Genomic DNA, 23,248 nt, shown 5'->3' with positions numbered 1-23,248 from the left:
ACTCAAGGTCACCACTGAGGCCGATGTGAGCCCAACTCCCCAGCCGGCAAATCCCACTGCAACGGCGTGCCGCTGATGGTCACCGGTGGCAATAATCGATGTGCCTGGCCCCAGGCTGTCTGCTCCACCAATACGCCTTGATCCGTTGGCGCTTCGGCGCGTAACGCTGGTTGCTCCGGCACTTGTCCAGCCTCCACCAACAAGCTCGCCGTTCGTGCCAATGACAACCGCGCCGCGCCACCACGCCCGGACTTCAACCGTTCGCTCAATGCTTGAATCGCACTGGCTGCCATCAAATACCCGGTGGCGTGATCCAACGCCTGCAACGGCAGCGGCACTGGTTTGTCCGCCCGTTTCCAGGCCATGCCGGCGGCGGCGATCCCGCTGCTCATCTGCACCAGGCTGTCGAAACCCCGGCGATTGCGCCACGGGCCGCTCCAGCCGTAGGCGTTGAGGCTTACATCGATCAAGCCTGGGGAGAGGGTTTGCAGGGCGTCGGCGGTGTAGCCCAGCTGTTCCAGGGCATCGGCGCGGTAACCATGGAACAGGATGTCGGCATCCTTGAGCAGGCCTTCGAAAACCTGTCGGCCTTCCGGGCTTTTCAAATCCAGGCGGGCGCAACGTTTGCCCAGGGTCATTTCCGGTACTACGCCGGGCTCATTCCAGGTGGGCGAATCGATGCGCAGCACGTCAGCACCCAGGCCTGCGAGAAAGCGACTGGCGACGGGGCCGGCCAATACACGGGTCAGGTCCAGTACCTTGAGGCCCGCCAATGGCCGCGCAGCCGATCCGAGCCAGGGCTTGTCGGTGGTGGTTGCAAAGGTCTGGCGCTGCACCAATTCTTCGGCATTCACCGCCAGTCCTTGGGGGTGTGCCTGCCAGGCTTGCCAGTCACGCATCTGCGCGGCGCAACCACCCTCATCGACAATCGCTTGCTCCAGTTCGGCGGCGTTCCATTTGGCAACCTTGGCGGCCATTTCAGCTCGGTCGGTCACTTTGCCGAGTACACGCTCGGCCGCTGCGCGGTGATGAGGCGCGTTGGTGTGCAGGCGAATCCAGCCATCGGCGCTGGCGTAGTCGCCGGCCACCGGGTCCCACAGCGGTGGTGTTTCCCAGCCTACCGGGCGGATCGAAGAAGAAAACCAAAAGGACGCGAGGCGCCGGTCCACGCTGACGCTGGGCAGGCGCCCGGTCTGTTGCTGGATCAGTTGCGCCACCGCTTGGCCGGCAGCGCCGATGCTGGCGCTGGCCAGCTCAGTCACGGCGAAGGTCGAGGGCAGGGCGCCGGCTGAGGTAAAGGCCAGTGGCGTTTGTGGTAGAGCGAGTGCGGCTTGGATGGGAGTCAGCAGGTCAGTCATCAAAGGCCCTCCATAAGAGAAGGGCCACTATAGAAGATCATCAGGCCAGTGTGACAACCCCAGGTTCCAATGGCAGGTCGATGCTGGCAACAAAACCGCCCTCGGGATGGTTGGCCAGGATCAGGCTGCCGCCATGGCGTTCGGCGGCGCGACGCGCAATCGCCAGGCCCAGGCCATGGCCTTGTGCGGTCTGGCCGGGGGCGCGGTAGAAGGGTTCGCCGAGCTGGCTCAAGTGTTCGGCCTCAACGCCGGGGCCGTGGTCGCGCACGCTGATCAGGATCCGATCACCCTGGCGCTGGGCGTGCAGTTCAATCGGCTGGCCCTGTGGGTTGAAGCGTTGGGCATTGCGCAGCAGGTTATCCACTGCGCGTTCGATCATGGTCGGCCAGCCCTTCAGGTGCAGGTCCGTTTCGGCGTTCAGTTGCACTAGCTGGTCCGGCGCGCCGAGTTGGGCGTCCTTTTGCAGGGTCTTGAGCAGAGAAGTGAGGTCGACCTCTTCGGCGCTGGCGTTATCGGCATCGACACGGGCCAGTACCAGGATTTCGCTGATCAAGGCTTCCAGTCGGTCGCACTCACGGGTCAGGCGCGGCCAGAGTTTTTCCCGCTCTTCGGGACTGGCGCGTTCGGCCAACGCCAGGGCGATACGCAGACGCGCCAGGGGCGAGCGCAGTTCGTGGGACACGTCGCGCAGCAACTGGCGCTGGCTGCCGATCAGGCTTTGCAGGCGGGCGCCCATGCGGTTGAAATCGGTGGCCAGCACGCCGAATTCGTCGCGACGGTTGGCCAGGCGCGCCAGGCTGTTTTGCTGATAGGTGGCCTGGCCAAGGTCGTGTACCGCGCCGCGCAACCGGCTGAGTGGCCGGGTGATGGACAGCGTCACCAACAGGCTGAACAGGGTCAGCACCACCAGCGCAATCGCCAGCGCGCTCAGCGGCCACAAAAGGCTGCTGCGGTGCCAGGCGTCGAGTTCCGGGTGGGGGATGCGGTAGATCAGCAGGTAGGTGTCGCCGGTCTTTTCGCTGGTGTACTCGGCGGTCAGGCGACGCCAGGGCAGGTGACCGTCCTGGCTGTCATTCTGGCGCGCTTCGAAGGCGGCTGCGCGGCGCGGAAAGGTGCCGCGCACCACCGGCTCGCCACTTTCATTCAGCACCTGCACGTCGATGTGGTACTGGCGCTTGCGCTGTTGCAGCAGATCCTGGGCCGCGTCCTCACCCTGGGTTTCGTAGAGTTGGGTCCACTCTTCGGCCAGGTTATTGAGGCCGGGGTGACGGCTGAGAATCCACGCATCTTGATTGAGCATGTGCCCAAGCAGGATCGACAGCCCGGCAACCAAGGCGATGGCCAGCCAGAAACTGGCCAGGATGCGCCAGAACAATGAACGCACAGGAAACCCTCAAACAGGAAAAGCCCAGTGGCGAGGGCCACTGGGCTGGGAGCGTTAACGCAGATGCATTATTGCGCTTTTTGCGGCTGTTGCGCTTTCCAGGCCTGGAATTCCTTCCATTCAGCGCGGCGCTGCTCTTGCTGTTTGACGATTTCGTCGAATTTCTTCTGCTGGTCAGGCTTGAGCACAGCGCGGATGTCCGCCTGGGTTTTCTGCTTACCGGCGGCGATTTCGTCCTGCATGGCTTTCTGGTCAGCGGCTGGCAGTTTGTCCAAGTACTTCTTGGTCAAGTCTTTGCGGGCGTGCCATTGGTCGCCCATCAATTTGCCGATCTGCTGGCGCTGTTCCTTGCTCAGGTCCAGTTGGCTGAAGGGGCCGCCTTTGCCACGCGGACCGTGTTCACCACCGTGGCCCGGGCCACCCATCATGTGGCCTTCCGGGCCGCCCATCGGGCCTGGGCCTTCAGGCATTGCCGCCATGGCAACGGTGGGCAGGGCAGCGGCGAACATCAAAGCGATAAGGGTCTTGCGCATGGTGATTCTCCTGTCTCTATTCCGGTGAGTCCGGATGTGAGTAGATTACGGAGATCAAGGTCAGCGGCGGTCAGGTGTGGGTAAAGCTTGGGTAAAGACGATTTGAGTGAGGGCTGACAAAACCAGGAGCCCAGGGCTCCCGATTTCAAAGGCTGTAATAGTAGCCCCGGCTACGCAACGCCACGATCCGCGGCCGGCCATCCGGGTGTGGGCCGATCTTTTTGCGCAGGTTGCTGACGTGCATGTCCAGGCTGCGATCGTAAAGGGTCAGCTTGCGGCCCAGGGCGATCTGCGCCAGTTCCTGCTTGTCCAGCGGCTCGCCAGGCTGACGTAGCAAGGCTTCCAGCAGGCGGCTTTCGGAAACGGTGAGGGCGAACTCCTGTTCGTCGATGCTGACCACGCCGCGCACCGGGCTGAAGCACAGGTCGCCCAATTCCAACTGGGTCGACACGGCAGCCGGATGGCTGCGCCGCAAAACGGCACGCAGGCGGGCGGTCAGCTCGCGTGGGTCGCAGGGCTTGGCCAGGTAGTCGTCGGCGCCCAGTTCGAGGCCGAGGATGCGGTCCAGCGGTTCGCCACGGGCCGAGAGCATCAGCACCGGCAGTTCCGGGTGGTCGTTGCGCAATTGCTTGAGCAACTCAAGGCCACTGCCGTCGGGCAGCATCACGTCGAGCACCACCGCAGCCGGGGCGCTGTCGGCCAAGGCTTTGCGCGCACTCAGGCCGTCATGGCAGGCACGCACCTGAAAGCCTTCCTGGCTCAACCAACTGGTCAGCAGCTCACAGAGCTCCTGGTCATCATCTATCAGTAACAGCTCGCTCATGACTCACTCAATTTAGCCATTGTCGACGGCGACGGTGCCCCCCGCTGGCGAAGATCCCGCACAGCAGGGCGATCAGCGCGACGGCCCCACCGGTGACGAACCACTGTTGTTGCTCGGTCAGCCAGCGGGTCAAGGCGCCGCCCTGTGTATCTTTGAGTTGCTGGGCCAGGCGTTGGTTCTCTTGGCGAAGGCGACTCAATTGGGCGCTTTCGCGGGCAGCATCTGCGCTTTGCAGTTGCTTGCTCAGTTCTTCACGCTGGCGTTCGCTTTCTTTCAAACGTTGCTGCAACTCGGTGATCTGGGCGCCGGCACTCAAGGACAGGGGCGTGGAACTGCCGGTGTTCGAGGTTTCTTCAGCGTGGGCCGTAGCCCCGATCATTACCACTGCCAACAGACACAACTGACGTAAGCGCATCGGAACTCCTGATTCCACACGAATATTCAGAACGTTGTCGGCAGGGTACCGAGAATAATGAGCAATTAGGAGCGCGCCGAACCGAAATGGTTCGGCGTGACCTGAGTCAAGGCAGGACTTGCTTGAACGGCTTGATCACGACGTCCGCGTAAACGCCGGCGGCCACATAAGGATCAGCCTTGGCCCAAGCTTGGGCATCGGCCAGGGAGGCGAATTCGGCGACGATCAGGCTCCCGGTGAAACCGGCATCGCCTGGGTCGTTGCTGTCTACCGCAGGGTGCGGGCCGGCCAGCACGATACGGCCTTCGGCCTGCAGCTGCTTGAGGCGCTCGACATGCGCCGGGCGTACGCTCAGGCGCTTTTCCAGCGAGTTGGCCACGTCGGTGGCAATGATGGCGTAGAGCATGTCAGTCCTCGGTTTTAGGCGTGGTAGGGGCAACGTCATGCAGGTGGCGCGACAGGTAGATACCCTGGCCCACCAGGAACAACACGGTCATGGCCAGGCTGCCGAACACTTTGAAGTCGACCCAGTAATCCTGGAAGGTAAAGGCCACGAACAGGTTGGCGGCGCCGCAGAACAGGAAGAACACGATCCAGGCCACGTTCAGGCGTGTCCACACCGGCTCTGGCAGGGTTAGCGCATGGCCCATGATTCGCTTGATCAGCAGGCGATCACCGATGAAGTGGCTGCCGGTAAACACCAGCGCGAACAGCCAGTTCACCACCGGCGCTTTCCATTTGAGGAAGGTTTCGCTGTGAAAGGCCAGGGTCAGTCCGCCGAATACCAGGCAGGCAATGAGGGTGAGCCATTGGCTTTTTTCCAGCTTGCGCTGGGAGATGAAGATAGCGCCGTAGACGACGATAGAGCTGATGATCAGGACGGCGGTGGCGCTGTAGATGCCCCCGAACGACACTGGGTGACCGGCGATATCGATGACCCTGGGGTCGAGTTTGGTAACGATGAAAAACAGCAACAGCGGGATGAAGTCGATGAATTGTTTCACAGTAAGAGCCAGAAGCTGGATGTGGCGGCATAATAACAAACATCCTTGGTAGCGAAAGCGCCAGCTGACTTGAGGTTACACATCCCCGTGAATGTTGATTTGCACTGCCACAGCACGGCCTCCGACGGCGCCCTGGCGCCCGCGGTACTGGTTGCGCGTGCGTTTGAAAAAGGCGTGCGAGTCCTGGCCTTGACCGACCACGACACCCTCGAAGGCCTCGACGAAGCCCGCGAAACCGCGCATTCATTGGGCATGCAACTGGTCAACGGCGTGGAATTGTCCTGCACCTGGGGCGGCGCCACCATTCATGTGCTCGGCTACGGTTTCGATCAGCAGGCCCCGCCGCTGGTGCAGGCCATCGCCGATTTGCACGATGGCCGCTGGCTGCGGTCCGAAGAAATAAGTCGCAAGCTCAGCCTTAAAGGCATGCCGAACGCTCTCGACGGCGCCCGCGCCATCCAGCAGGAACTGGGCGACAGCGGCAATGCACCGGCCCGGCCGCACTTTGCCGACTGGATGGTGCGTGAAGGGTTCGTCAAGGATCGCGCCGAAGCCTTCCGCAAATGGCTGGGCGCCGGCAAGTTGGGGGATGTGAAGCAACACTGGCCGACCCTGGAGGATACCGTGGCGACCCTGCGTGCCTCCGGGGCCTGGGTGAGCCTGGCGCATCCCTGGCATTACGATTTCACCCGCAGCAAGCGCCGCAAGCTGATCAGCGACTATATTGGAGCGGGCGGCCACGCGATCGAAGTGGTTAATGGGCACCAACCTGCCGAGCAGGTCGGCAGCCTGGCGATCCTTGCCCGCGAATTTGGTCTGCTGGTCAGCGCCGGCAGTGATTTTCATGGCCCAGGTGGGTGGTCCGAAATCGGCGAGTATCGCCAGGTACCCGAAGACCTGCCGCTCTTGTCGGGGCGATTCAAGCATGACCCCATTACTGCCACCGTCTGAACAGGTAGAACACGTGAGTCAATTTTTCCAGATTCATCCGGAAAACCCCCAGGCGCGCCTGATCAAACAGGCCGTCGAGATCATTCGCGCCGGCGGCGTGGTGATCTACCCGACTGATTCGTCCTACGCCATCGGTTGCCAGATCGGCGACAAGGGCGCGGTGGAGCGTGTAAGACGCCTGCGCCAGCTGGACGACAAGCACAACTTCGCGCTGATCTGTAGCGACCTGTCCCAGCTCGGCCTGTTCGCCAAGGTCGATACCGGCACCTTCCGCCTGCTCAAGGCCCATACGCCGGGGCCCTACACCTTTATTCTCAACGCCACCCGCGAAGTGCCGCGCCTGTTGCTGCACCCCAAGAAGCGCACCATCGGCCTGCGGGTGCCGGAACATCCCATCGCACTGGCGCTGCTCGAAGAGCTGGGTGAGCCGTTGATGAGCGTGTCGCTGATCATGCCGGGCGAAGATGAGCCGTTGTACGACCCTTACGAAATGCGCCGCCTGCTGGAAAAGCATGTCGACCTGATCATCGACGGCGGCTACGGCGGCAACAAAGCCTCGACCGTGATCAACCTGGCCGACGGCGAACCCGAAGTGATCCGCGTGGGTTGCGGCGACCCGGCCCCGTTCATGGTCGAGGCCTGAATGTCAGCCGTGGAAACCGTTGATCCCCAGGCCGACGCCCAGCAGGAACTGCCGTTTGCCATGGTGTATGGCCAGGCGGTCATGGAAATGCCCCTGGATCTGTACATTCCGCCGGACGCGCTGGAAGTCTTCCTTGAAGCGTTCGAGGGGCCGCTGGACTTGCTGCTGTACCTGATTCGTAAACAGAACATCAACATCCTCGACATCCCGGTGGCGGAAATCACCCGTCAGTACATGGGCTATGTCGAGCTGATGCAGTCGGTGCGCCTGGAGCTGGCCGCCGAGTATCTGGTGATGGCCGCCATGCTCGCCGAGATCAAGTCGCGCATGCTGCTGCCGCGTTCGGAAACGGTGGAAGCCGAAGAAGACGACCCTCGCGCCGAACTGATCCGCCGCCTGCAAGAGTACGAACGCTTCAAGGCCGCCGCCGAAGGCATCGACGGCTTGAGCCGCGTGGGCCGCGACGTCGTAGTGCCCAAGCTCGACGCCCCCGAAGCCCGCGCACGCAAACTGCTGCCGGACGTGAGCCTGGAAGAATTGCTGATGTCCATGGCCGAGGTGCTGCGCCGAGGCGATATGTTTGAAAGCCACCAGGTCAGCCGTGAAGCGCTGTCGACCCGCGAGCGCATGAGCGACGTGCTGGAGCGCCTCAAGGGCGGCGGTTTCGTACCTTTTGTCGAGCTGTTCACCGCCGAAGAAGGTCGCCTGGGCGTGGTGGTGACCTTTATGGCGATCCTTGAATTGGTCAAGGAATCCTTGGTCGAGCTGGTCCAGAATGAGCCTTTTGCGGCTATCCACGTGCGGGCGCGAGCCGAATAAAGAGCTGAATCGATGAATCTGACTGAACCCCGCGAACTGGCGCCGTTGCTGGAAGCCTTCCTACTGGCCTCAGGTAAGCCGCAATCCCTGGAACGCCTGTTCGAACTCTTTGAAGAAGCCGAGCGCCCTGAGCCGCCGGTGTTCAAGAAGGCGCTGGAGATCCTGCGCAAGTCCTGCGATGGCCGCGCCTTTGAACTGCGCGAAGTGGCGTCGGGTTACCGCCTGCAGATCCGTGAGAAGTTTTCCCCGTGGGTCGGCCGTTTGTGGGAAGAGCGTCCGCAACGTTATTCGCGGGCGATGCTGGAAACCATGGCGCTGATCGCCTATCGCCAGCCGATTACGCGTGGCGAGATCGAAGATGTGCGGGGCGTGGCGGTCAACAGCCATATCGTCAAGACCTTGCTGGAACGCGAGTGGATCCGCATCGTCGGCTACCGTGACGTGCCCGGCAAACCGGCGATGTTCGCCACCACCAAGGTGTTTCTCGACCATTTCAACCTGAAAAACCTCGACGACCTGCCGCCGCTGGCCGAACTGCGCGAGATGGAAGCCGAACCAGTGCTCGATTTCGACGACGCACCCGTCCCCGCCAGCCTGCAGGAATTGGCCGACGCCAGTGCCGAGCCGGAAGAGCCGAAGGACGAGACCAGTTTTCATACGTTGTTGCTGGAATTGGACGACATGGAGCAGGGCATCAAGACTGACTTTGATGACCTGCTGCGTGACGGTGCAGCCGAACCTGAAACTCAACCGAACGTGGAAGTTGAGCCTGAAGTCGAAGCAGAACCGGAGCCGGAGCCAGAGGAAGACATCCTTGGCGTGGCTGAAGCCCGTGCAAAGCTCCTCGCCGCCGTCGCCGCTCTCGAACAACCGCCCCTGAGCGACGAGGAAGACGAAGCCCGCGCCCTGGCAGAAGCCATCGAAGCCGAACGCCGCCAGTTCGAAGACTGACGCAATCTGACTGTCCTTAAAAAGGATTGCCCATGAGTTCCACCAAAGACCCTTGCATCAGCCTCTGCAAATTCAACGCCGATATCTGCGTCGGCTGTGGCCGCAGCAAGCGCGAGATCCGCGCCTGGAAGAAACTCGACAAGGCCGACAAACGCACGGTCCTGGCCGAAGCCGAACTCCGATTGCTGGCCCTGGGCGCCACCGGTCGGCGGAAAAGCAAATGATTACGGCCTTATCGACTAGTCTCTGATGCGCAACGCGCACCATGCGCGTATGATTCGCGACCCTTTGCCGATCTGTTCGGCCAAAGCCCCGCTTTCAACACTCTTCAGGCCACGCCTGAATCGACCCACCGGGAGGTGCTTAAGATGAACGACAAAGACCAGAACGACAGCCAGGAAATCGGCCCAGCAGGCGAAAAACTGCAAAAGGTGCTGGCGCGTATCGGCGTGGGCTCGCGCCGCGACGTCGAAGCCTGGATCACCCAGAAGCGCATCAAGGTCAACGGCGTCGAGGCCACCCTCGGCCAGCGCGTCGACCTGCACGATGCAATCACCATTGATGGCAAGGTCATCAAGCGTGAAGAGGCCGCCGAATCGGTGCGCCGCGTGATCATGTACAACAAGCCGGACGGTGAAATTTGCACCCGTGACGACCCGGAAGGCCGTCCGACTGTGTTCGACAAGATGCCCAAGCCCAAAGAAGGCCGCTGGATCAACATCGGACGCCTGGACATCAACACCACCGGCTTGCTGATGTTCACCACTGACGGCGAACTGGCCAACCGCCTGATGCACCCGTCCTACGAGATGGACCGCGAATACGCCGTACGTGTGCGTGGCGAAGTCGATGACGAGATGATCGAGCGTTTGAAAGCAGGGGTTGTCCTCGAAGACGGCCCGGCCAAGTTCACCGACATCAAGCAGGCGCCAGGTGGCGAAGGTTTCAACCACTGGTACCACTGCGTGGTGATGGAAGGCCGTAACCGTGAAGTACGTCGCCTGTGGGAATCCCAGGGCCTGGTGGTCAGCCGTCTGAAGCGCGTGCGTTTCGGCCCGGTGTTCCTGAACTCCGACCTGCCGATGGGCCGCTGGCGCGAAATGAGCCAGTACGAAGTCGACATCCTCAGTGCCGAAGTCGGCCTGACGCCGGTCGCGATGCCGCAGATGAACGCCAAGAGCAAAGACAAGCTTGAGCGTATGCAGCGCAAATCGTCGCGTCCTGTGGCGCGCACCGAGCGTGTGGCCCGCACCCTGCGCCCTGCGCTGAATGCACCGGCAACCGGCGGTCGTATCTCCCGGGAGCCGCAGATCGAAGGTGAGCGTCGTCCAACCGCGCCATCGCGCCAGGAAGGCGAACGTGCGCCACGTGCACCGCGCCCGGCTCCGGCCGGTGGTCGCAGCAACCGGGGTGAAGCGGATCGCCCGGCTGATAACGCCAGCACCAAGCGTCCAGCCAAGCCGGCGGCGAACAAGCGCCCTGGCCCGAAGCTGGTCGCCGACGAGCCGTCGGGCAAGCGCCGTGGCGCCCCGGCCGGTTCGGGTCAGCGTCCTGGTTTTGGTCGCAAGAAGCCGCAGTGATGTAAGGGCTGCACAAAAACGCCAACCCTCGGGTTGGCGTTTTTTTATGCACAGCATTTGTCAGAACGCAAAAGTCCCATCGAATACTGGCTTGTCATCCAACGCCAACACCCCACTGGCAAAGATCAGGTCCAGGTGATGACTGCCTTTCTGCCCGCCGCCCAAGCCCAGGTGCAACCCACAATGGCGCTCCTCAAACCCGGCATTGCGCGCATACAGATCTTTCACGCCTTCATTGGTGCCAATCCCCAATTCCTCGACGCGTCGATTTGACGGGTTGGCATTCAGGTACTTGTTGAAATCATCTGCCAGCCCCGGCACGTCACTGGCCACGCTGCAAATGGTCGAGTTCTCGATCCACAACTCCAGCGGTGACGCCAGCACGCCATATTTACGTGCGAACGGGATGGTGCTGAGAAAGGTGCCGACAAACCTCACTTGGCCATTGATAGCTTCGCTGTGGGTGGCGATCTCGCCGGGGGCCAGGTCGTGGTTGCCGATGCCGTTGATATTGGTCCACTTCTTGATGCTGCTCATCGGCGCTTCCAGGCGTGAACCGTGCTTGTCGGTAAAGCTCAGCACGGTGGCTTGGGACATGCGCCGGATCAACGTGGCGTTGAGGTCGGCAATACGCTGGGGTTCGACGCTGAAGGTGTCGTAGAAGTAGTCGCCGTAATCCTTGAACAGCAGGGATTTTTTCCAGTGTTCGGCCATCACACCCTGCAGGGCGCGGATAAAGTCCGGGCCTTCGGCGCGAGGGTTGGGCAAGGTGGAAGAGTCGTAGAGAAACAGGTAGAGGTCGCAGGCTTCGATGGACTCGGCCAAGGTGTCGCTGGCGGCCAGGTCCAGGCGCTGCACCTGGAAGTTGAAGCGGGCGGCGCTGCTGTGGGTGATCGCCTGGGCGATGGCGTCGTAGCGCTCGGTATGGCCCAGCAGCACGGTGGGGCGGCTCAGGCCATTGAGGGCCGGATGGTGCGCGAGGTAGTAGAGAAAATGTTCGACGGCGCGGGCCTTGTCCATGACGTGTTTCCTTCTGTGCCTTGGGTAAGGAGGCAGATGCCGTGCACAGCACCTGCCGGATGCCTGTCGGTATTTAGAATGGCCACATCGCGGTGCCGAACGGCACAACGGCGTCGGCTTGCATCATTTCAACGGCGGCCTCATGGGTCGGCGCTTCAAACCAATCGTCGAGTTGCAGTTCGGTTTCCAGGTCGTTTTCCAGTGCTTGCATGGTGTATCTCCTAGAGGACGTTGTTTGAGAACGGCTTGCCAACGGGCTTCGCTGGCAAGTGGGAAGAACCTAGGAGAGAGTGTTTCAAAATGCAAAATTTTTATTGACACGGTTTCATTTGGATTTTTTGTTCTGTTTTTCGGGTTTGATTTTTTCTTGAGGAAATTCAGGCAGCTGCGGAAGCTGAGTTGTAGGAAATTTTCGAGCGACAATTTTTCTTCAGATCACGGCTGTAACGTTAATTTTCCATGCTGTAACGATTAATTTACGAGAAAATGGCGGCATAATTGCTCGGCGCTACCCCGTAAGGATTTGCTGACAGATCGTCGCACACGCCCCTTGGGGTCGGCCGCAAGCTGTCGAGCGGTGTACAATCCGCCGCGTTTTACTGTGACCCCCTTGCGTAATCACGCAAAAGGCCAAGACCTCAGGGTTTACCCACCCTGATCACTCCGCCTGGCCACGAGCCGGACGGGTTCGATTTCGTCACAGATAAAAACAAACAGGTGACGCATGACCGTTAGAAAGACGCTGTACTCCTGGTGCCTGCGCTGGGGTTTGAGCGGCGCTGCTTGAGTCGGTAATTCAAGGCAGCAACCTGCATTCAACATCATCAAACCTTGCGTGAGAGCCTTTTCATGAGTGTTCCCCCTTCCTCTTCAGGCGAGCTGAAACGCGGCCTGAAAAACCGGCATATCCAGCTGATCGCCCTGGGTGGCGCCATCGGTACCGGCCTGTTCCTCGGTTCGGCCGGGGTGCTCAAATCCGCCGGCCCGTCGATGATCCTGGGCTATGCCATCTGCGGCTTCATTGCCTTCATGATCATGCGCCAGCTCGGCGAAATGATCGTCGAAGAGCCGGTTGCCGGTTCCTTCAGCCACTTTGCCCACAAGTACTGGGGCGGTTTCGCCGGCTTCCTGTCGGGCTGGAACTGCTGGATCCTGTACATTCTGGTGGGCATGTCGGAGCTGACGGCCGTCGGCAAATACGTGCATTACTGGTGGCCGGAGATCCCGACCTGGGTCTCGGCCGCGGCGTTCTTCGTGCTGATCAACCTGATCAACCTGGCCAACGTCAAAGTGTTTGGTGAGGCCGAGTTCTGGTTTGCCATCATCAAGGTGGTGGCCATCGTCGGCATGATCGCCCTGGGCAGTTATCTGCTGGTCAGCGGCAGCGGCGGGCCACAGGCCTCGGTGACCAACCTGTGGGAGCACGGCGGTTTCTTCCCCCATGGTGTCGGTGGGTTGGTGATGGCCATGGCAATCATCATGTTCTCCTTCGGCGGCCTGGAAATGCTCGGCTTCACCGCCGCTGAAGCGGACCAGCCACGCACCGTGATCCCGAAAGCGATCAATCAGGTGATCTACCGCATCCTGATCTTCTACATCGGTGCGCTGGTCGTACTGTTGTCGCTGACTCCATGGGACAGCCTGCTGACCACCCTCAACGCCTCCGGAGATGCGTACAGCGGCAGCCCGTTCGTGCAGGTGTTCTCGATGCTGGGCAGCAACACCGCTGCGCATATCCTCAACTTCGTGGTCCTGACGGCGGCGCTGTCGGTGTACAACAGTGGCACCTACTGCAACAGCCGTATGCTGCTGGGCATGGCCGAGCAGGGCGACGCGCCCAAGGCCCTGGCGAAGATCGACAAGCGCGGTGTGCCAGTGCGTTCCATCCTCGCGTCGGCGGCGATTACCCTGGTCGCCGTGTTGATGAACTACCTGATCCCGCAACACGCGCTGGAACTGCTGATGTCCCTGGTGGTGGCCACGTTGGTGATCAACTGGGCGATGATCAGCTTCTCGCACTTCAAGTTCCGCCAACACATGAACCGTACCGGGCAGGTGCCATTGTTCAAGGCGCTGTGGTACCCGTACGGCAACTATGTGTGCCTGGCGTTCGTGGTGTTTATCCTGGTGATCATGCTGATGATTCCGGGGATCCAGGTGTCGGTGTACGCGATCCCGGTGTGGGTGGCGTTCATGTGGGTGTGTTACGGCATCAAGAACAAGCGCGTTGCGCAGCGAGCCTTGGAGGTGGCTGCTCCAGCAGTGAAGTGAGGCGTGCGTGAGATAAACCAAACCCGGCCTTGTGCCGGGTTTGTTGTTTCAGGAATGGGCGCGCGCATTCGCGTATCCTTGATTGCCCCCACAGAGGTTTCCGCTGCCCATGCTGGTGATTTCCAACAATGTCCACCTACCCGACGCCGAGATCGAGCTGACCGCCATTCGCGCCCAGGGCGCCGGTGGGCAGAACGTCAACAAGGTGTCGAGTGCGGTGCACCTGCGCTTTGATATCCCTGCGTCGTCGCTGCCCGAGTTCTACAAGGAGCGCTTGCTGGCGCTGCGCGATAGCCGCATCACCAGTGAAGGCGTGCTGGTGCTCAAGGCCCAGCAATACCGGACCCAGGAGCAGAATCGCGCGGATGCGTTGGAGCGTCTGGTGGAGTTGATCCTCAGCGCCACCAAGGTAGAGAAGAAACGCCGACCGACCAAGCCGACCCTGGGGTCGAAGAAGCGCCGCCTCGAATCCAAGACCAAGCGCGGCAGTATCAAGGCCGGGCGTGGCAAGGTCGACTTCTAGTCGCTACGCGCCTCGCGCGCCTTGGGTGCCTGACGGTACAGATACACGCTCAGCAACAGACCACCGAGGGCGGCAAGGGCGGCGAACAGGAAGATCGACGCAAAGCCGAAGCCGGCTGCCACAGCCCCGGCGAGTGGTCCGGTGATGCCCAGTGACAGATCGATGAACAGCGAGTAGGCGCCCACCGCCGAGCCGCGGCTGGACGCCGGCACCAGGTTGACGGCTTCGACGCCCAAGGCCGGAAACACCAGGGAAAAGCCGAACCCACTCAACGCCGCACCCGCCAGGGCCAGGTTTGCGTCCGGTGCCAGCCACAGCAGCAGCAGGCCGAGGATCTCCACTGACAAGCAGGCAATCGCCACGCGAAAACCGCCGATCCGGTTGATCAGGTTGCCGAACAACAACCGCGCGCCGATAAAGCTGGCGCCGAACAGGCTCAGGGCCCACACCGCGTTATCCCAATGCTGGGTGGTGTAATACAAGGTGATGAAGGTGGCGATGGTGCCAAAGCCGATGGAGCCCAGCGCCAAGGCGCAGCCGTGGGGCAATACGCGGCCCAGCACGTTCATGAAGGGCAGGCGCACGCCGGCAACAATCGGTGCGGCGACTTTGTTCCAGGCCAGCAGCAGGCCGACGATGGCCAGCAGGATGATGCTGACGCCCATGCTCCACAGTCCGAAGTTTTTTACCAGCAGTACCCCGAGCGGCGCGCCGACGGCCAGTGCGCCATAACTGGCGATGCCGTTCCATGAGATGACCTTGGCGGTATTCTCTGCGCCGACACGGCCAATCCCCCAGCCAATCGAGCCCGAACCCACCAGGCTTTCGGCGCTGCCAAGGACCAGGCGGCCGATCAACAGGCTGCCCAGGCTCAAGGCCGGCAGGCTGGCGAACCACGCAGCCAGCAGCATGAACACACCGCTCAAGCCGCAGCCCGCCAAACCGATCAACACCGCGCGCTTACTGCCAAGGTTATCGATGATTTTGCCCGCATACGGGCGGCTCAGCAGGGTGGCCAGGTATTGCACGCTGATCACCAGGCCGGCAATCACCGCGCCGTAACCCAGTTCACTATGGACATAGCCCGGCAATACGGCGAGGGGAATGCCGATGTTCAGGTAGCCAATGAAGGTGAACAACACGATGGAAACAACTTGCAGCGTGACCGCCATGGGGCGCTGGGTATCGGGCATGGGAGAGGTCCACTGTCGCGGCAGGTAAAGATAGGCTGCTAATGATACCGGTGGTTTGGCTCGCGCAGGGCGGTAAAACGCAAAAACCTCAACTCAGAAAGACGTCAGGCTTGGGTAGGGGCGAGCAATTGGGTGGTGACCAGAGCGGCCAGGGCGTTTTCCTGGGTGCCGAAACGCTTGAGCAGCAGCGCTTGTTTATCGGCGCTGAGGCGGTTCCAGATCTCGACCATCTGCAAGGCCGCGTCGAGTACAGCGGTGTCCGGGTTGTCGGGGAGGGTATCGGTCATGGCGGGCGTCTCGATTGATTCAGGCAGTGTGGAAAGCGCTCAAAGCTGCGCTTTCCACACGGTCTGGTACGGCGTCAGTCCTGGCTTTCGCTGTCGACTGGTTTTGCTTCTTTGGCCTCAGGCTGTTTGTCACTGGCCTGCTGCGGTGTTGGCTGCTCTGTTGGGTGCAGGCTTGGGAAGGGGAGATTAGGTATCTCGTGCATCGTCGTCGCTCCTCGCAAGGTCTGTTTTTTCAATCGCAGGTGATTCCGCGCTCTCAAAAAGCCTTGGCAGGATACAGCACTGCAAATGACAAAAAGATTTTAATGTCGGCAGATGGATGAACTTTCATCGTTTAAACGGTCGTTCGGTTAGAACGGCACCTTGCCCAGGATCATGTCGCGGTACATCACGAAATCCCCCAAAAGGCTGTAGAACGGGTGTTGAAAGGTCGCTGGGCGGTTCTTTTCGAAGAAGAAGTGGCCGATCCAGGCAAAGCTGTAACCGGCAATCGGCAAGGCGATCAACAGGAGAAGCGAACCTCTGCCAATGGCATACGCCAGAATGCCGATCACCAGCGTGGTGCCGATAAAATGCAGGCGTCGGCACGTGCTGTTGGCGTGCTCGGCCAGGTAATAGGGGTAGAACTCAGCAAAGCTGTTGAATCGCTTGACGTTTTCCACGGTGACCGGCCCTTTGATTGTTGTGCCGCCCAACAGATGTTCGGCGGGGAGCTTATTTGAGTCTAGAGTGATCAGTGGTAACAGCCAGTGACAATAGATGCCACTTTAGTATCCTTGGCTTCCTGGCTGCCGTTTGAGCCTGCTTTATTAAGAAGACGCCATGAGCGAACGAACAACTTCTGCAAGCTGGGCGATGGGGATAGTCAAGGCATTGGAAATGGACGGCCTGGATTGCCGCGCCTTGTTCAAGCAGCTCGGCCTCGACTACGCCGCCCTGAACGATCCCGATGCGCGGTTCCCGCAGGATTCCATGACCCGCCTGTGGCAGCGGGCGGTGGAGCTGTCGGGCAACCCGGCGATCGGCCTGAACATGGGCAAAGTGGTGCGCCCGGCGTCGTTTCATGTGGCCGGTTATGCGCTGATGTCCAGCAATACCCTCGCCGAAGGCTTCATGCGCCTGGTGCGCTACCAGCGGATTATCGCCGAGAGTGCCGACCTGAGTTTCCGGCTGATCCCCGAAGGTTATGCACTGATTCTGACGGTACACGGTGACCACCTGCCGCCCACCCGGCAAAGTGCCGAAGCCTCGCTGGCCAGTGCCTTGGCCCTGTGCGGCTGGCTGACCGGCCGCACGCTGCAGCCGCGCAAAGTGGTGCTGCAAGGTGAGCAACCGGTGGACCTGGCCCCGTACAAACAAGCTTTCCATGCGCCGCTGGAGTTCAATGCGCCCTATGACGCGCTGATTTTCGAACGGGCCGACATGGACGCTCCGCTGCCCACGGCCAATGAAGCCATGGCCCTGCTGCATGACCGCTTTGCCGGTGAATACCTGGCGCGTTTCTCGGAAAGCCGCGTGACCCACAAGGCGCGGCAGGTGTTGTGCCGCCTGTTGCCCCAGGGCGAGCCCAAGCGTGAAGTGGTAGCCCAGACGCTGCACTTGTCCCAGCGCACTTTGCAGCGTCGCTTGCAGGAGGAGGGCACCAGCTTCCAGACCCTGCTTGATGACACCCGTCGCGAACTGGCCGAGCAATATCTGGCGCAACCCAGCATGACCCTGCTGGAAATTGCCTACCTCCTGGGCTTTGCCGACCCGAGCAACTTCTTCCGCGCGTTTCGACGCTGGTTTGATGCCACGCCCGGCGAATACCGGGCGCGGTTGCTGGAAGTGTCGGGCGTCAGTGGCGCCAAAACGCCGGAATGCACAGAACAAAGACCGTAATGATCTCCAGTCGGCCGAGCAGCATGCCCAGCGACAGGATCCACTTGGCCGCATCCGGCAGGCTGGCGAAATTACCCGCCGGGCCAATGGTTTCGCCCAGGCCCGGGCCCACGCCCGAGACGGTACTCGCGGCACCGGTCAAGGCAGTCATCCAGTCCAGGCCGAGCAGCGACAAGGCCAGGGCAATGGCGCAGATGGTGATGGCGAAGAAGAACGAAAAGGTCAGGATCGAGCGTACGATCTCTTCGTCGAGACGGTGGCCGTTGTACTTCTGCTTGATCACCGCACGTGGGTGAATCAGCTGGTTCAAGTTGGCCTTGAGCAGGATATAGGCGACCTGGAACCGGAAGATCTTGATCCCGCCCGCCGTGGAGCCCGAGCAGCCGCCGATAAAACCGAGGTAGAAGAACAGCATCAGGGAGAAATTGCCCCAGAGGCTGTAGTCCCCCAGTGCAAACCCCGTGGTCGTCACCACTGACGTGACGTTCAGCGCCACATGACGCAGTGCGTCCAGCCAGTGCAGGTTGGTGGTCCACCAGTACCAGGTGCCGAGCACCAGCCAGGTCACGATCAACAAACCGAGCAGGCCTTGAACCTGTTGGTCCTTGATCAGCGCCCGACGGTTGCCGCGCAACGTGGCCACATACAGGGTGAACGGCAAGCTGCCGAGGATCATCACCACCACCGCCACCCAGTGCACCGCCGGTTGTTTCCAGTGCGCCAGGGACTCATCGGAGGTGGAGAACCCGCCCGTGGAGATCGCCGACATCGCGTGGTTGATCGCATCGAACAAGCCCATGCCGGCCCACCAGAACGCCAGGCTGCCGAGGATGGTGATGCCCACGTAGGCCGCCACGATCAGCCGCGCCACCATGTGCGAGCGGGGCATGACCTTTTCCGAGCGGTCCGAGGACTCGGTCTGGAACAGGCGCATGCCACCGATGCGCAGCAGCGGCAGGATCGCTACTGCCATGCCGATAAAGCCGATACCGCCCAGCCAGTGCAGCAGCGAACGCCACATTAGGATACCCGGCGACATCGCGTCCAGGCCGCTCAGCACCGTGGAGCCGGTGGCGGTGATGCCTGACATGCTTTCAAAAAACGAATCGGTGTAGCTGATGTGCTGGGTCAGCAGGAATGGCAGCGCGGCGAAGATGCACACCACCACCCAGCTTGTCACGGTCAGCAGGTACATGTCCCGCGGGCGCAGGTGCACATGCTCGGGACGGCCGGGAATCACCAGGGCCAGGCCGGCGATAAAAGTGATCATGCTGGCCCACAGGAACGACGGCAGGTCGCTGGTGCGTTCGAAGATCACCAGGGTGGCCATGGGCACGACCATCGCGATCGCGAGGGTGATCAGGAAGATGCCGATGATGAAACCGATGATGCGCAGGGTCGGCAACGCCATGAAATTCGCTCGGATGTTTGAGGTGGCGCCATTCTACCTGCGGTGCAGGTCTTGTAAACCGAGGGCGTGGTATCCGCAGACCCTGTAGGAGCCGGCTTGCCGGCGAAAAACCTACAGGCGCCGCGTCTCCCCGATTTCCCGCGTCATCGTTCACGACCATCGCTGGCAAGCCAGCTCCTACAGGGGAGGGGATGGCAGGCATAAAAAAGGCGACCCGAAGGCCGCCTTTTCAACACTGTACTGATCAGAATTCGTGATCAGCGCTGTCCGGGTTCAGGTCGCTGATGCCCAGCTTGCCCGCCGCCGCTTCGATCGAACCGGTCTGCTTGACCAGTGCCGCGATGGCGTCACGCACGATCTGGTTACCGGCATCGTTACCGGCAGCGATCAATTGGTCGTAGTGCTCACCTTTGCCCGCGTGGTCAACCATGACCTGAATCTTCGCTTCGGTGGCCGCCAGGTCCGCTTTCAGTGCGGTGTCGGCTGCCGGGTCGGCCTTGGCCACCAGGGACGACAGGCTGGCGCCGGTCATTTTGGTGCCGTCGACGCGGGTGTACTCGCCCAGGTAGACGTTGCGGATGCCCTTGGCGTCGTAGAAGTGCGAGTTGTGGGTGTTGTCGCTGAAGCAGTCCTGCTCGTCTTCCGGCGAGTTGGCTTCCAGGGAAACCTTCATGCGCTCACCGGCCAGTTCGCCCAGGGACAGGCTGCCCATGCCGAACAGCATTTTGCGCAGGCCGTCGGTGGCAGGTTCTGCCTCCAGGGTGGCGCGGTAGTTGTCTTCGACGTTGGGTTTCCAGTTGCCGACCATTTCTTCCAGGTCGCTGACCAGCAGTTGGGTCACAGCGCTCAGGTAGGCGCGGCGACGTTCGTTGTGGCCGCCGGTGGCGCCGTCGCCGGTCAGGTAGTCCGACGCAGGACGGTTGCCGGCGCCTGGGCCGGTGCCGTTCAGGTCCTGGCCCCAGAGCAGGAATTCGATAGCGTGGTAGCCGGTGGCGACGTTGGCCTCGGAACCGCCCAGCTCGTTGAGGCTGGCGAGTTTTTCCGGGGTGATGTCTTTCACGTCGACCTTGTCTTCGCCGACCTGGATTTCGTTGTTGGCGATGATGTTTGCGGTGGCGCCTGGGTTACCCAAGGCGTGTTCGTAGGACTTGTCGACGTAGTCGATCAGGCCTTCGTCCAGCGGCCATGCGTTCACCTGGCCTTCCCAGTCGTCGATGATGGTGTTGCCGAAGCGGAACACTTCACTTTGCAGGTAAGGAACGCGGGCGGCGATCCAGGCGGTGCGCGCGACTTTCAGGGTTTCGTCGTTCGGTTTGGCGAGGAATGCGTCGATCGCGGTTTGCAGGGTTTTCGCGGTGGACTCGGCATCGCTGTAGACCGCGAACACCATGTCAGCGTAATGCGCGACCACGGCCTTGGCGGCGGCTTCGTCGACCTGGCCGGCAGGCGTGGCAGCCGCTGGAGCGGTAGTGCTGGCAGCCGGGGTCGGCGCCTGGGGCGCGGCGGCCTTGTCTTTACCTTCGCCGCAACCGGCGAGAGAAATGGCAATGGCCAGCAGACTGGCGGTGGCCAGGGGCATACGAATCATGGCGAACATCCTGCTTCGGTTGTTGATGGGGCGCGCGGGGGAGCGCAAAAACTGCGACATAATGCGAAAGATTTGCATTTTGTGTAAAGGGTTATACGCGGGAAATATTCAGTATCGTTTTGCCATGTCAGAGAATCATCGCGTTATTGCGCTGCGACTGCTTCAAAAAAGCCGCCAGCTCCCGGGCCGGCAAGGGTTTGCTGTAGTGGTAACCCTGACCTTCATGGCAGCCTTCGGAGATGATGTAGGCCTCCTGCTCAGCGGTTTCCACGCCTTCGGCGATCACTTGCATGCCCAGGCTTTTGCCCAGTTGGATGATCGCCCGCACAATGGTGGCGTCATCATCATCATCCAGCAGGTCCTGCACGAAGCTCTTGTCGATCTTGATCTTGTCCAGTGGCAGGCTTTTTAGATAGCTGAGGGATGAGTAGCCGGTGCCGAAGTCATCAATCGCAATCAATGCCCCGGAACGGCGCAGGCTCAGCAGGTGCTGGGCGGCGGTGCTGATGTCTTCCATCAGGCCGGTCTCGGTGACTTCCAGTTCCAGGCTGCGCGGCGGCAGGCGGTAGATTTGCATCAGGTTGTTGACCACCCGCGGCAACTCGGTGTGGTGCAACTGCACGGTGGACAGGTTGACCGCCATGCGCAGCTCGGTGAAGCCCAGGTCATGCCATTCGCGCAACTGCCGGCAGGCCTGATCCAGCACCCATTCGCCAATCGGGATGATGGTGCCGTTCTGCTCGGCCAAGGGGATAAACAGATCCGGCGGCACCAGGCCGTGTTCCGGGTGCTGCCAGCGGATCAGCGCTTCCACGCCGACCACATGGTGATCGCGGTAGCTGATCTGCGGTTGGTACACCAGGTGGAACTGGTCGCGGCTGAGGGCGTCGCGCAGGTCTTTTTCCAGCTCACGGCGACGGCGCATTTCGCTGTCGACGCTGGCGATGTAGAACTGATAGCGGTTGCGCGAACGGGTTTTGGCCAGGGTCATGGTCTGTTCGGCTTTCTGCAGCAGCTTTTCAGTGCTGTCGCCGTCTTCCGGGAACAGGGTGATGCCGATGGTGGCTCGCAGGCGGATTCCTTCATGTTCCAGGGCAAACTCCGCTTCCAGGTCATCCAGGATGCTTTGCGCCAGTTCGGCGGCCTCGTAGGGCTGGTCGATATCGGCCTGCACCAGGGCGAACTGGTCGCCGCCCAGCCGGGCCAGGGCGCCGAGGCGTCCGCTGTGAGCGCGCAAACGATCGGCCAGGGCCAGCAGCAGTTTGTCGCCGGCCTGGTAGGTGAACTGCTCGTTGACGCTTTTGAAGTCATCCAGCCCTACGCACAACACGGCCACCCGGCGTTGGCGGCGGCCGGCGTCGATGAGGATCTTATCCAGTTGCTCCTGCAGCTTCTGGCGGTTCGGCAGACCTGTCAGGAAATCGTACTGGGCCATGCGCAGCAGGCTGCTTTCGGCTTCATGGCGCAGGTGGGTATTGCGTTCGATAGATTCGAGCAACTGGTTGGCGGTATTGATCCACAGCCCCAGCTCGTTGCGCTCGTGACCCTTGAGCTGCGGGATCTTGTGTTCGCTGGGGCGGTCCGGGTTGATTGAGGTCAGGTGCTCGATGATCCGCGACAGCGGCTTGGTCAGTAGCCAGTGATAGACGAGGTACAGCACCAGGCCCATCGCCAGGGCGCGCAACACCCCGGAAATAAAGATGATCACCGAGCTGACAATAAACCCCTTGCCGTAGGTGGCCGTGTCGAGGGTGATGCTCAGATCACCGTAATACTCGCTGTAGGGGCCTTTGCCGACCAATGCGGTGGTGAACGTGCGTTCCTGGCCGAGAATCAGGTCGGTCAGCCAACGGCTCGGCGATTGCTGCAGGGCGCGGCTTTTTTCGGCGAGCATGGTTTCGTTGGGATGGCCGATGGACGCCATGCGCACCGCGTCATCCTGGAACAGGCCCTCAATCACTTGCATGCCCATCTCGCGGTCCAGGCTGTAGACGGCCTGGGTCGAGGGGTCGCGAAACATGTCGAGGATGCGCTGGGCATCGCCGGCCACGGCCTGGCGCGTCTTGTAGGCATCGAAAACGATCTGCGCCACGCTCAGCGCCACGCCCACGATCAATGCCGACAGCAGCACAACCCGTAGCAACTTCACCGACAAGCTGTTCTTGAGTTCCAGCTTCAAAGGGTCATTCCTTGTTCCATGCGGGTAGCCTCAATATGCCATGAGTATTGGCAATCTGGTGAGGGCAGTCAAAGGGACATTGGGGGATAGGCTCAATTGAGTTTTTGGCGCGAGGGGTTTGGGAGGGATCAAGAAGGGGCGGTGCGTGTCAGAGGGCGCCAAGGCGCTAAGGCCAGGTTGTTTAGAAGGCCGGGCGGGCCGGCCTTCCAGGGTGAGGTGCCCGGAGTCAGTCGTAAGTAATCTGAGCTTGTGACTGCACCCCGGTATCTCCTGGTTTTTGTGCTGCGTCAGGAAACTTGTTCAGCAGTTTGCCTGCCAGGTCCATGCCACCCTTTATCAGATCCATGCCTTTATCAAGAAGGCCCGAAACCATGGGGACTGCGCCTGCCGCCAACGAAATAGGATCCATAGTGATTCTCCACATTTGATTAAGA

25 protein-coding genes are annotated in these 23,248 nt (G+C 61.2%); 9 read left to right on the top strand and 16 right to left on the bottom strand.

Annotated elements, in window-relative coordinates; translation table 11 throughout:
- Nucleotides 1–8: 8 nt before the first annotated feature.
- The 7 genes from CI807_RS30660 to CI807_RS30630 form a co-directional block, all read right to left on the bottom strand.
- Entirely contained in the window at nt 9–1,358 is a 1,350-nt protein-coding gene (locus tag CI807_RS30660; protein ID WP_095017420.1) for a CoA transferase, read from the bottom strand.
- 40 nt (nt 1,359–1,398) lie between these two features.
- A complete protein-coding gene (locus tag CI807_RS30655; protein ID WP_095017419.1) occupies nt 1,399–2,742 on the bottom strand; it encodes a HAMP domain-containing sensor histidine kinase in 1,344 nt (447 codons plus the stop codon).
- A 68-nt stretch (nt 2,743–2,810) separates the two neighbouring features.
- Nucleotides 2,811–3,275, bottom strand: coding sequence for an LTXXQ domain-containing protein (locus CI807_RS30650; protein WP_016975427.1), 465 nt, complete (start codon nt 3,273–3,275; stop codon nt 2,811–2,813).
- Between the two features lie 145 nt (nt 3,276–3,420).
- Complete coding sequence (locus CI807_RS30645; RefSeq protein WP_003193803.1) at nt 3,421–4,098, bottom strand: response regulator transcription factor; 678 nt, start codon at nt 4,096–4,098, stop codon at nt 3,421–3,423.
- A gap of 7 nt (nt 4,099–4,105) precedes the next feature.
- The gene (locus CI807_RS30640) at nt 4,106–4,513 is read right to left on the bottom strand and encodes a translation initiation factor 2 (protein ID WP_095017418.1); all 408 of its coding nucleotides are present in this window, start codon (nt 4,511–4,513) and stop codon (nt 4,106–4,108) included.
- Between the two features lie 106 nt (nt 4,514–4,619).
- Complete coding sequence (locus tag CI807_RS30635; RefSeq protein ID WP_015885584.1) at nt 4,620–4,919, bottom strand: YciI family protein; 300 nt, start codon at nt 4,917–4,919, stop codon at nt 4,620–4,622.
- A 1-nt stretch (nt 4,920) separates the two neighbouring features.
- Nucleotides 4,921–5,517, bottom strand: a complete 597-nt coding sequence (locus CI807_RS30630; protein ID WP_016975424.1) for a septation protein A — start codon at nt 5,515–5,517, stop codon at nt 4,921–4,923.
- An 87-nt stretch (nt 5,518–5,604) separates the two neighbouring features.
- Here CI807_RS30630 and CI807_RS30625 point away from each other — a divergent pair, with 87 nt between their 5' ends.
- The 6 genes from CI807_RS30625 (at nt 5,605) to rluB (ending at nt 10,461) form a co-directional block, all read left to right on the top strand.
- The gene (locus CI807_RS30625) at nt 5,605–6,468 is read left to right on the top strand and encodes a PHP domain-containing protein (RefSeq protein ID WP_038851593.1); all 864 of its coding nucleotides are present in this window, start codon (nt 5,605–5,607) and stop codon (nt 6,466–6,468) included.
- A 13-nt stretch (nt 6,469–6,481) separates the two neighbouring features.
- The gene (locus CI807_RS30620) at nt 6,482–7,111 is read left to right on the top strand and encodes an L-threonylcarbamoyladenylate synthase (protein ID WP_016975422.1); all 630 of its coding nucleotides are present in this window, start codon (nt 6,482–6,484) and stop codon (nt 7,109–7,111) included.
- A gap of 120 nt (nt 7,112–7,231) precedes the next feature.
- On the top strand, nt 7,232–7,930 hold the full coding sequence (locus tag CI807_RS30615; protein ID WP_164365898.1) for a ScpA family protein: 699 nt from the start codon (nt 7,232–7,234) through the stop codon (nt 7,928–7,930).
- 12 nt (nt 7,931–7,942) lie between these two features.
- The gene (gene scpB / locus CI807_RS30610; RefSeq protein WP_095017417.1) at nt 7,943–8,881 is read left to right on the top strand and encodes an SMC-Scp complex subunit ScpB; all 939 of its coding nucleotides are present in this window, start codon (nt 7,943–7,945) and stop codon (nt 8,879–8,881) included.
- 32 nt (nt 8,882–8,913) lie between these two features.
- Nucleotides 8,914–9,105 (top strand): DUF1289 domain-containing protein, encoded by a 192-nt coding sequence (locus CI807_RS30605; protein WP_033896343.1) that lies wholly within the window; start codon nt 8,914–8,916, stop codon nt 9,103–9,105.
- A gap of 144 nt (nt 9,106–9,249) precedes the next feature.
- Complete coding sequence (gene rluB, locus CI807_RS30600) at nt 9,250–10,461, top strand: 23S rRNA pseudouridine(2605) synthase RluB (RefSeq protein ID WP_010208149.1); 1,212 nt, start codon at nt 9,250–9,252, stop codon at nt 10,459–10,461.
- Nucleotides 10,462–10,521: 60 nt separating this feature from the next.
- Here the strand turns inward: rluB and CI807_RS30595 are convergent, their stop codons facing one another.
- Together CI807_RS30595 and CI807_RS31540 are read right to left on the bottom strand one after the other, a co-directional pair.
- Nucleotides 10,522–11,481 (bottom strand): leucyl aminopeptidase, encoded by a 960-nt coding sequence (locus tag CI807_RS30595; RefSeq protein ID WP_095017416.1) that lies wholly within the window; start codon nt 11,479–11,481, stop codon nt 10,522–10,524.
- A 73-nt stretch (nt 11,482–11,554) separates the two neighbouring features.
- On the bottom strand, nt 11,555–11,692 hold the full coding sequence (locus CI807_RS31540; RefSeq protein WP_003175756.1) for a hypothetical protein: 138 nt from the start codon (nt 11,690–11,692) through the stop codon (nt 11,555–11,557).
- Nucleotides 11,693–12,330: 638 nt separating this feature from the next.
- Here CI807_RS31540 and CI807_RS30590 point away from each other — a divergent pair.
- Nucleotides 12,331–13,752 carry an amino acid permease gene (locus CI807_RS30590; RefSeq protein ID WP_095017415.1) on the top strand — a complete coding sequence of 474 codons (1,422 nt, stop codon included), beginning with the start codon at nt 12,331–12,333 and terminating at the stop codon, nt 13,750–13,752.
- Between the two features lie 109 nt (nt 13,753–13,861).
- Nucleotides 13,862–14,275: an alternative ribosome rescue aminoacyl-tRNA hydrolase ArfB gene (gene arfB / locus CI807_RS30585; RefSeq protein ID WP_016975416.1), complete on the top strand. Its 414-nt coding sequence runs from the start codon at nt 13,862–13,864 to the stop codon at nt 14,273–14,275.
- On the opposite strand, the gene CI807_RS30580 is transcribed toward arfB, so the two are convergent.
- From CI807_RS30580 to CI807_RS30570, 3 genes are all read right to left on the bottom strand, one after another.
- Nucleotides 14,272–15,468 (bottom strand): MFS transporter, encoded by a 1,197-nt coding sequence (locus CI807_RS30580; protein ID WP_095017414.1) that lies wholly within the window; start codon nt 15,466–15,468, stop codon nt 14,272–14,274. The genes arfB and CI807_RS30580 overlap by 4 nt on opposite strands.
- A gap of 104 nt (nt 15,469–15,572) precedes the next feature.
- Nucleotides 15,573–15,755 carry a hypothetical protein gene (locus CI807_RS30575; RefSeq protein WP_095017413.1) on the bottom strand — a complete coding sequence of 61 codons (183 nt, stop codon included), beginning with the start codon at nt 15,753–15,755 and terminating at the stop codon, nt 15,573–15,575.
- A 350-nt stretch (nt 15,756–16,105) separates the two neighbouring features.
- On the bottom strand, nt 16,106–16,417 hold the full coding sequence (locus CI807_RS30570) for a DUF962 domain-containing protein (RefSeq protein WP_038851615.1): 312 nt from the start codon (nt 16,415–16,417) through the stop codon (nt 16,106–16,108).
- 160 nt (nt 16,418–16,577) lie between these two features.
- Between CI807_RS30570 and CI807_RS30565 the strand changes: the two genes are divergently transcribed.
- Nucleotides 16,578–17,636: an AraC family transcriptional regulator gene (locus tag CI807_RS30565; RefSeq protein WP_095017412.1), complete on the top strand. Its 1,059-nt coding sequence runs from the start codon at nt 16,578–16,580 to the stop codon at nt 17,634–17,636.
- On the opposite strand, the gene CI807_RS30560 is transcribed toward CI807_RS30565, so the two are convergent.
- The 4 genes from CI807_RS30560 to CI807_RS30545 form a co-directional block, all read right to left on the bottom strand.
- Nucleotides 17,593–19,047: a TrkH family potassium uptake protein gene (locus CI807_RS30560; protein ID WP_028617711.1), complete on the bottom strand. Its 1,455-nt coding sequence runs from the start codon at nt 19,045–19,047 to the stop codon at nt 17,593–17,595. The genes CI807_RS30565 and CI807_RS30560 overlap by 44 nt on opposite strands.
- Before the next feature lie 244 nt (nt 19,048–19,291).
- Nucleotides 19,292–20,635 (bottom strand): imelysin family protein, encoded by a 1,344-nt coding sequence (locus CI807_RS30555; RefSeq protein ID WP_095017411.1) that lies wholly within the window; start codon nt 20,633–20,635, stop codon nt 19,292–19,294.
- Nucleotides 20,636–20,762: 127 nt separating this feature from the next.
- A complete protein-coding gene (locus CI807_RS30550; protein WP_095017410.1) occupies nt 20,763–22,814 on the bottom strand; it encodes a bifunctional diguanylate cyclase/phosphodiesterase in 2,052 nt (683 codons plus the stop codon).
- Nucleotides 22,815–23,040: 226 nt separating this feature from the next.
- Nucleotides 23,041–23,223, bottom strand: coding sequence for a hypothetical protein (locus CI807_RS30545; RefSeq protein WP_095017409.1), 183 nt, complete (start codon nt 23,221–23,223; stop codon nt 23,041–23,043).
- Nucleotides 23,224–23,248: the final 25 nt, after the last annotated feature.

This window comes from Pseudomonas sp. NS1(2017) (assembly GCF_002269425.1).
Taxonomy (GTDB): Bacteria; Pseudomonadota; Gammaproteobacteria; order Pseudomonadales; family Pseudomonadaceae; genus Aquipseudomonas; species Aquipseudomonas reactans.
This window is presented reverse-complemented; position numbering and strand designations above follow the sequence as displayed.